Genomic DNA, 5,619 nt, shown 5'->3' on the forward strand with positions numbered 1-5,619 from the left:
GTCCAGCGACGGCGACGTTCTGGACCGCCCAAAATTTCAATATGCGAATTATGACTAGTCATATGCCTAACATTACTCCTAACCCTTAATTAAGGCTGAGAAAATGTCCGGAGAATTCGGGGGCTCTTACAAAACAGCAATTAGAGGCAGAACAAGTTCCCATCCGTTTTCGCTCAGGAACCGCGACAGTTCATAATGCCGACATAAGGACTGTTGATACAACAACGGTTACGGGTCAATTGATGTTTGACTCCAACAATCAATTGGCAGTCAGTTTAGCCCCCGAAACGGAGGGGTTATCCCGTTTCAACGGGCTTTTAACATATCGTCATGTGCCAACCATTACTGCAGGCACATATTTTCCTGCTGCACATAGTATTACAGATTCAGCATGGGAAAAGTTCGAGAAGAATATTAAAAAGGAATTATCACAAAAAGAGAAAGTTAAAATTCTTTATTATGCAATTTTAATGCATGAGATGGGTCATCTTTTAGGACACTCTCATCCGCTTATGCCTGCACAAAGCAGAACCAGCATAGTGCTTAATGATGACTTCTATGATTTAAGAGACCGCCGCTTTATCTTTAATATACCGCCAGAAAATCAATCGACAGCGCCTATCATGGATACGGCAGTGACATCCTATATTGACAATCGCCGCCATCAGTTAGGGCGCCTTATAGACAGTGTGGACGATATAATCCCTGCTCCTGTCGAAGTTCAAGCTGTTAACACCATATGCTTGACCGGCAGCTCTCAGTCGTTGAAAAAACGTGCGGCAAATGCCTCAACCAGCTGTCCCGCCTTCACTTTGGATAAGGTCATAGCTACAAACAAAATAAAAACATTACCGGCAGCGCTCTATAATATTCTGCGATAAGCAAATCCGGGTTTTTATTTTATCGCAGGATCACAGAAGGGAACAACCCTTCATAACAGCAAAATACTTTACATAAATTTACTCTTATAAATGAGCAACCCTATGACATATAAGACTTTATTTACTATATTAGCTACAGCTGTTTTTTGCCCGTTGATTACAACCGCAGCCAAAGCCGAAGCAAAATTTGAATGCCCTAAAAATGCGAACACAGCCACATTCTTTGTTGATGGCATTGGGGTAAACGCCAATAATTATCAACCCAGAATACATTTCAGAGGCGAGAACAAAGATAGTTGGGCCTATTTGGCCTATGGTGAAGGCCTCAATAAGGATAACGGTAAAGCGATTTATTCTCTGGCGCTCACTGCCTATGCCACAGGCGCGCAGGTCAGCATGCTATGCTCTTCCAAAAGTATCGATGCTTTATGGATATCAGACGCAGGCGGAAAATCACCGGACTAAATAGGTAAGAGGGGAGGGGGCAGTGTGCTGCGCAGAGCCCCCTCAATCAGCCTCCAACCAGCATTTGCTTATTGCTTACGAATCTGGCAGATTGTAGTTACGGTTAAAATTCGTATTTCGTGTATTTAACGTAAATTGGGTCGCGTTTACTGCTTGTTAACCATACCCGTGCAGAATGGGTCTATGGTCTAAGGAGAATTTTAGTGTCTCGTCATTTAAGCAGTCAGCAATTCATGCATAGCTTTTCGATTAAACTCGACAAAGCTTTGAACAATCTCGCGATGGCGCAATATCCACCCGATGCAATGCGCGTGATGCGTCAGTTCTCATCCACTGAAGTTGCCAATATGCTTGGCGTAACCGAGGCCTATATCCGCCAGTTGTCCTTGAAAGGGCAGGGGCCGGAGCCGGAAATCACATCCAATGGCCGCCGTTTATACAGTGTTGATCAGGTGCTGGAACTACGGATGTATCTGGCCGAAAACGGCCGCAAGAAATGGATTAATCCCCGCCGCATCGAGGGAGAGGAATGCCAGATCATAGCTGTTACCAATTTTAAAGGCGGCTCGTCCAAAACATCCACGACCATTCATCTGGCGCATTGGCTGGCTTTGCGCGGCTATCGTGTGCTTGCAGTGGATATGGATCCGCAGGCCTCTTTAACCAGTCTGCATGGCGCCTTGCCCGGCTTTGATTATCGCAATGGTGATACATTATATTCTGCCATCCGGTTTGAAGAACCGGTGCCAACCAGCCAGATCATTCATAAAACCCATATAGCCGGTTTTGATGTGATTTGTGCCGGACTTGAACTGACCGAGTTTGAAACCGCGGTAGCGTTGGAAATGCGCAAAAATGGCGGCACCAGCTTTTTGCTGCGTGTTGCGCAGGCGCTTGAACAAGTCGCAGATGATTATGATATTGTTCTATTGGACTGTGCTCCGTCGCTTAACTTTTTGACATTATCTTCGCTCACTGCTGCCACCGGCGTTTTAATACCCGTTCCGGCACATATGCTGGATGTGGATTCCACGGCAAAGTTTCTCGAGCTTGCAGCATCTTATATGCAAATATTGGATGACGCAGGGGCGAGCGCCCGCTGGGATTTTGCCAAATTTCTGATTACAAAATTTCAGGCCAACGACCACCCGCAAGCCAATATGCAAGCCTTGATGCGACAGGTTTTTGGTGAAGATCTGCTCCTTAACGCCATTGCCAATTCCACTGCTGTGGCCGATGCACTGACTTGGAAGCAAAGCCTTTATGAAGTGCAAAGGGCGCGCTTTTCCGCACCCAAAACCTATGATCGCGCCATTGAATCCATCAATGCCGCCAATCTGGAAATTGAAGGATTGATAACCGCAGCATGGGGACGTGACCAATGAGCCGTAAAGATTCAAAAGGCATGTTTGCCGCTGTATTGGGCAAATTGGACGAAGACACCAAAGATGAACCTCAAATACCGCGCTCGTCATCACCACATTTGATGAAAGTTGCAGCCGGTGTGCGTCAAATGCAAGAGCGCAGCGAACTGGCCGAGCGCCTTTTAAAAGAAGGTGCTGCGGTTATTGAAATTGATCCCGATGATATTCTGCCGTCATCGATTTCTGATCGATTTGATAGCGCATATGATGATGAAGCGATTGCTGAAATTGCACAATCCATACTTGAGCGCGGCCAGATTGTACCAGGTCTGGTGCGTCCGGTTAGTGGCAAAAGCGATCAATATCAGATCGTCTATGGTCGCCGTCGCTTGGCAGCTGCCAAACGTCTCGGCATCAAATTCAAAGCCGCGATCCGTGAATTGAGCGATGAAGAAGCGGTTATTTTTCAAGGTGAAGAAAATACCGCCCGTGAAGATCTCTCCTTCATTGAGAAATGTCTCTTCGCCCATGCACAAGAACAAGCCGGTTTTAAACGCGATACGATTTGCGCGTCCCTCTCTACCGGAAAATCCCACATTTCTGAAATGATCCGTATTGGTTCGACAATCGATCATGCTGTACTGCATGCCATTGGTAAAGCTCCGGGCATCGGCCGTGGTCGTTGGGATGACTTCAGCAAGCGCTGGCAGGTTGAAGGAAATCGGGAAGCTTTATTCAACGCCATGAATAGCGCACAGTTTTCCAGCCTCCCATCCGATGATAGATTCATCAACCTACTGAATTTATTAGCAGATTTACAAAAGCCGAAACCAGAAGCTGCAATAGAAAAGAAAAAACTATTCCCCCACCGCCAGTGGAGGGCTATAGATAGAACAGTAAGTTTCTCAATGCGGAAGACCGATAAAAAGGCAGTAATCTCGATGGAAGCAATAGATGGTCCCAAATTTGCAGAATTCATTGCTGATCAACTGGAAGAACTTTACGCTGAATTCCGCAATCAGACGGCTAAAACAGAGTAAATATCAAATCCGTAAGGTTACTATAGCCACCAATAATATGGCAGCCTTATCGCAAAAATGAACTATCACTGAGGAGAAGAGCAGCAAAAGAAAAAGGCCCCCAAACGTTACCGTCGTGGAAGCCCTTCTCGAACCTTAAGCAAGTTGAGAATCGCATTTTCACGAATCACTGTCAAGTCTTTTTAACGTCTTCCGGCGGCTGGATTTCTTCTGCCTTTTGAAAGGTAAAGGAACATGTTGAATAATCTTGCAACGACTCCGTTCGGGAGCCGATCGGCTTCGCTTGGCCTTTTGGCCTTGCAGAAAGCCAGTCATCATATAGAAGCCGGCAAGGCCGTCGATAAGTGGCAATTATATCGCGATCTTTGTGAAGCGCGTACGCGCTTCTCGGTTGGCGATCGTACATTGGCCGTACTTTCTGCTCTTTTATCATTCCTTCCCGATAATGCGCTTGCCGAGGGCGAAAACCTCATTGTTTTCCCCTCAAACAAACAACTTTCCTTACGTGCCCACGGTATGACTGGTCCGACTTTACGCCGCCATCTCTCGGCATTGGTCCAAAGCGGTTTGATTTTTCGCCGTGATAGCCCGAACGGCAAACGTTACGCCCATAAAAGCAGAGCAGGGGACATAGAAGAAGCTTTCGGCTTTTCTTTGGCGCCTTTATTGTTGCGTGCTGATGAAATTGCCAAAGCAGCAGAAGAAATTCGCGAATATAATGCAAATTTGCGCAGAACCCGTGAGCGCATCACATTGCAGCGACGCGATATTGCCAAGCTGATAGAAATTGCGCTTGAACAGAGTATGGCTGGCCCTTGGGAAGCTCTCCACAGAGAATTCAGGGCAATTGTTGATACATTGCCCCGTAAAGCCAGCCTTGAGACCTTGCGTCAAATTTACGCCCAAATGAATGCCTTGCGTCAAAAACTTGATAACGCACTGAATATCAAGGAAAATATTAATAATTTGAGCGCCACTGATGTTCAAATTGAGCAGCATCATACTAATTCTAATACTGAATCTATAATCGAAATTGAACAAACTTCAAAACACATACAAATCGAGAAACCGAACTATAATCTTCGACCGGTTCAGAACTATCCGTTGAGCTTAATTCTGAAAGCATGTCCCGACATTGAAGAATATGCAGTGAATGGAATATCGAATTGGCGCGATTTGATCCGATTATGCGACCAAATTCGCGGATTTTTAGGAATAAGTCCGACTGCTTACAGCCGCGCTTTGAGTTGTTTTGGCCAAGAAACAACAGCAATCATCATTTCTTGTATTTTACAACGCAGCAATCATATCCAGTCAGCAGGCGGATATTTGCAAGCCTTAACCGAAAAAGCTCAAACTATTGGTTTTTCCGTTGGCCCGATGCTGATGGCTGCTCTCAATAAAAATAAAACTCTTAGCCAAACATGACATTGAAAGAACCCGTTGATGCCTCACCACCGCAATCTATCGCATCACCAACGCGTCCTGACGCACAACCGTCGATAAAAATGGATGATGAACCCTTTAACAACTTGCGCGGATGTAAACCTGCTTCTCCTTGGATACAAGCATGGGGGGGCGTGTCGCAAAGTTTTTGAATTAGTGATTGCTTAATCATCATATTGGATGCTGGTCTCTCGATACTGGAGACCTTCATGCTGTTAAATGCTATTGTTGAGAAGCTCAAACACCACTCCAAAAATGACTTTAAAGGCCGTCAGTTTGAGGCCTGCCTGATCCTTCAGGCGGTAAGCTAGTACTTGCGTTACCCTTTGAGCTACCGGGATCTCGAAGAAATGTTTCTGGAACGTGGTTTTGAAGTCGACCACTCAACAATCAATCGCTGGGTTTTAGCCTATGCACCGTTGC

The 5,619-nt window shown here is 45.8% G+C and carries 6 protein-coding genes and 1 pseudogene; 6 read left to right on the top strand and 1 reads right to left on the bottom strand.

The genetic code is table 11. The features are described 5' to 3' along the window. Positions 1–242 precede the first annotated feature (242 nt). The 5 genes from FHS77_RS15440 (at position 243) to repC (ending at position 5,178) form a co-directional block, all read left to right on the top strand. Entirely contained in the window at positions 243–881 is a 639-nt protein-coding gene (locus tag FHS77_RS15440; RefSeq protein WP_184224817.1) for a hypothetical protein, read from the top strand. 102 nt (positions 882–983) lie between these two features. Beyond that, positions 984–1,346, top strand: coding sequence for a hypothetical protein (locus FHS77_RS15445; protein WP_184224818.1), 363 nt, complete (start codon positions 984–986; stop codon positions 1,344–1,346). A gap of 203 nt (positions 1,347–1,549) precedes the next feature. Continuing rightward, complete coding sequence (gene repA / locus FHS77_RS15450) at positions 1,550–2,731, top strand: plasmid partitioning protein RepA (protein ID WP_184224819.1); 1,182 nt, start codon at positions 1,550–1,552, stop codon at positions 2,729–2,731. Next, complete coding sequence (gene repB, locus FHS77_RS15455; RefSeq protein WP_184224820.1) at positions 2,728–3,750, top strand: plasmid partitioning protein RepB; 1,023 nt, start codon at positions 2,728–2,730, stop codon at positions 3,748–3,750. The genes repA and repB overlap by 4 nt, the downstream gene beginning before the upstream one ends. A gap of 234 nt (positions 3,751–3,984) precedes the next feature. Beyond that, complete coding sequence (gene repC, locus FHS77_RS15460; RefSeq protein ID WP_184224821.1) at positions 3,985–5,178, top strand: plasmid replication protein RepC; 1,194 nt, start codon at positions 3,985–3,987, stop codon at positions 5,176–5,178. On the opposite strand, the gene FHS77_RS15465 is transcribed toward repC, so the two are convergent. After that, a complete protein-coding gene (locus tag FHS77_RS15465; protein ID WP_184224822.1) occupies positions 5,165–5,437 on the bottom strand; it encodes a PAAR domain-containing protein in 273 nt (90 codons plus the stop codon). The two genes, repC and FHS77_RS15465, sit on opposite strands and share 14 nt — an antisense overlap. Here FHS77_RS15465 and FHS77_RS15470 point away from each other — a divergent pair. Beyond that, positions 5,406–5,619, top strand: a pseudogene (locus FHS77_RS15470) (IS6 family transposase); the annotation flags it as partial. The gene FHS77_RS15465 and the pseudogene FHS77_RS15470 overlap by 32 nt on opposite strands.

Source organism: Paenochrobactrum gallinarii, assembly GCF_014205685.1.
In the GTDB taxonomy this organism is placed as follows: domain Bacteria; phylum Pseudomonadota; class Alphaproteobacteria; order Rhizobiales; family Rhizobiaceae; genus Paenochrobactrum; species Paenochrobactrum gallinarii.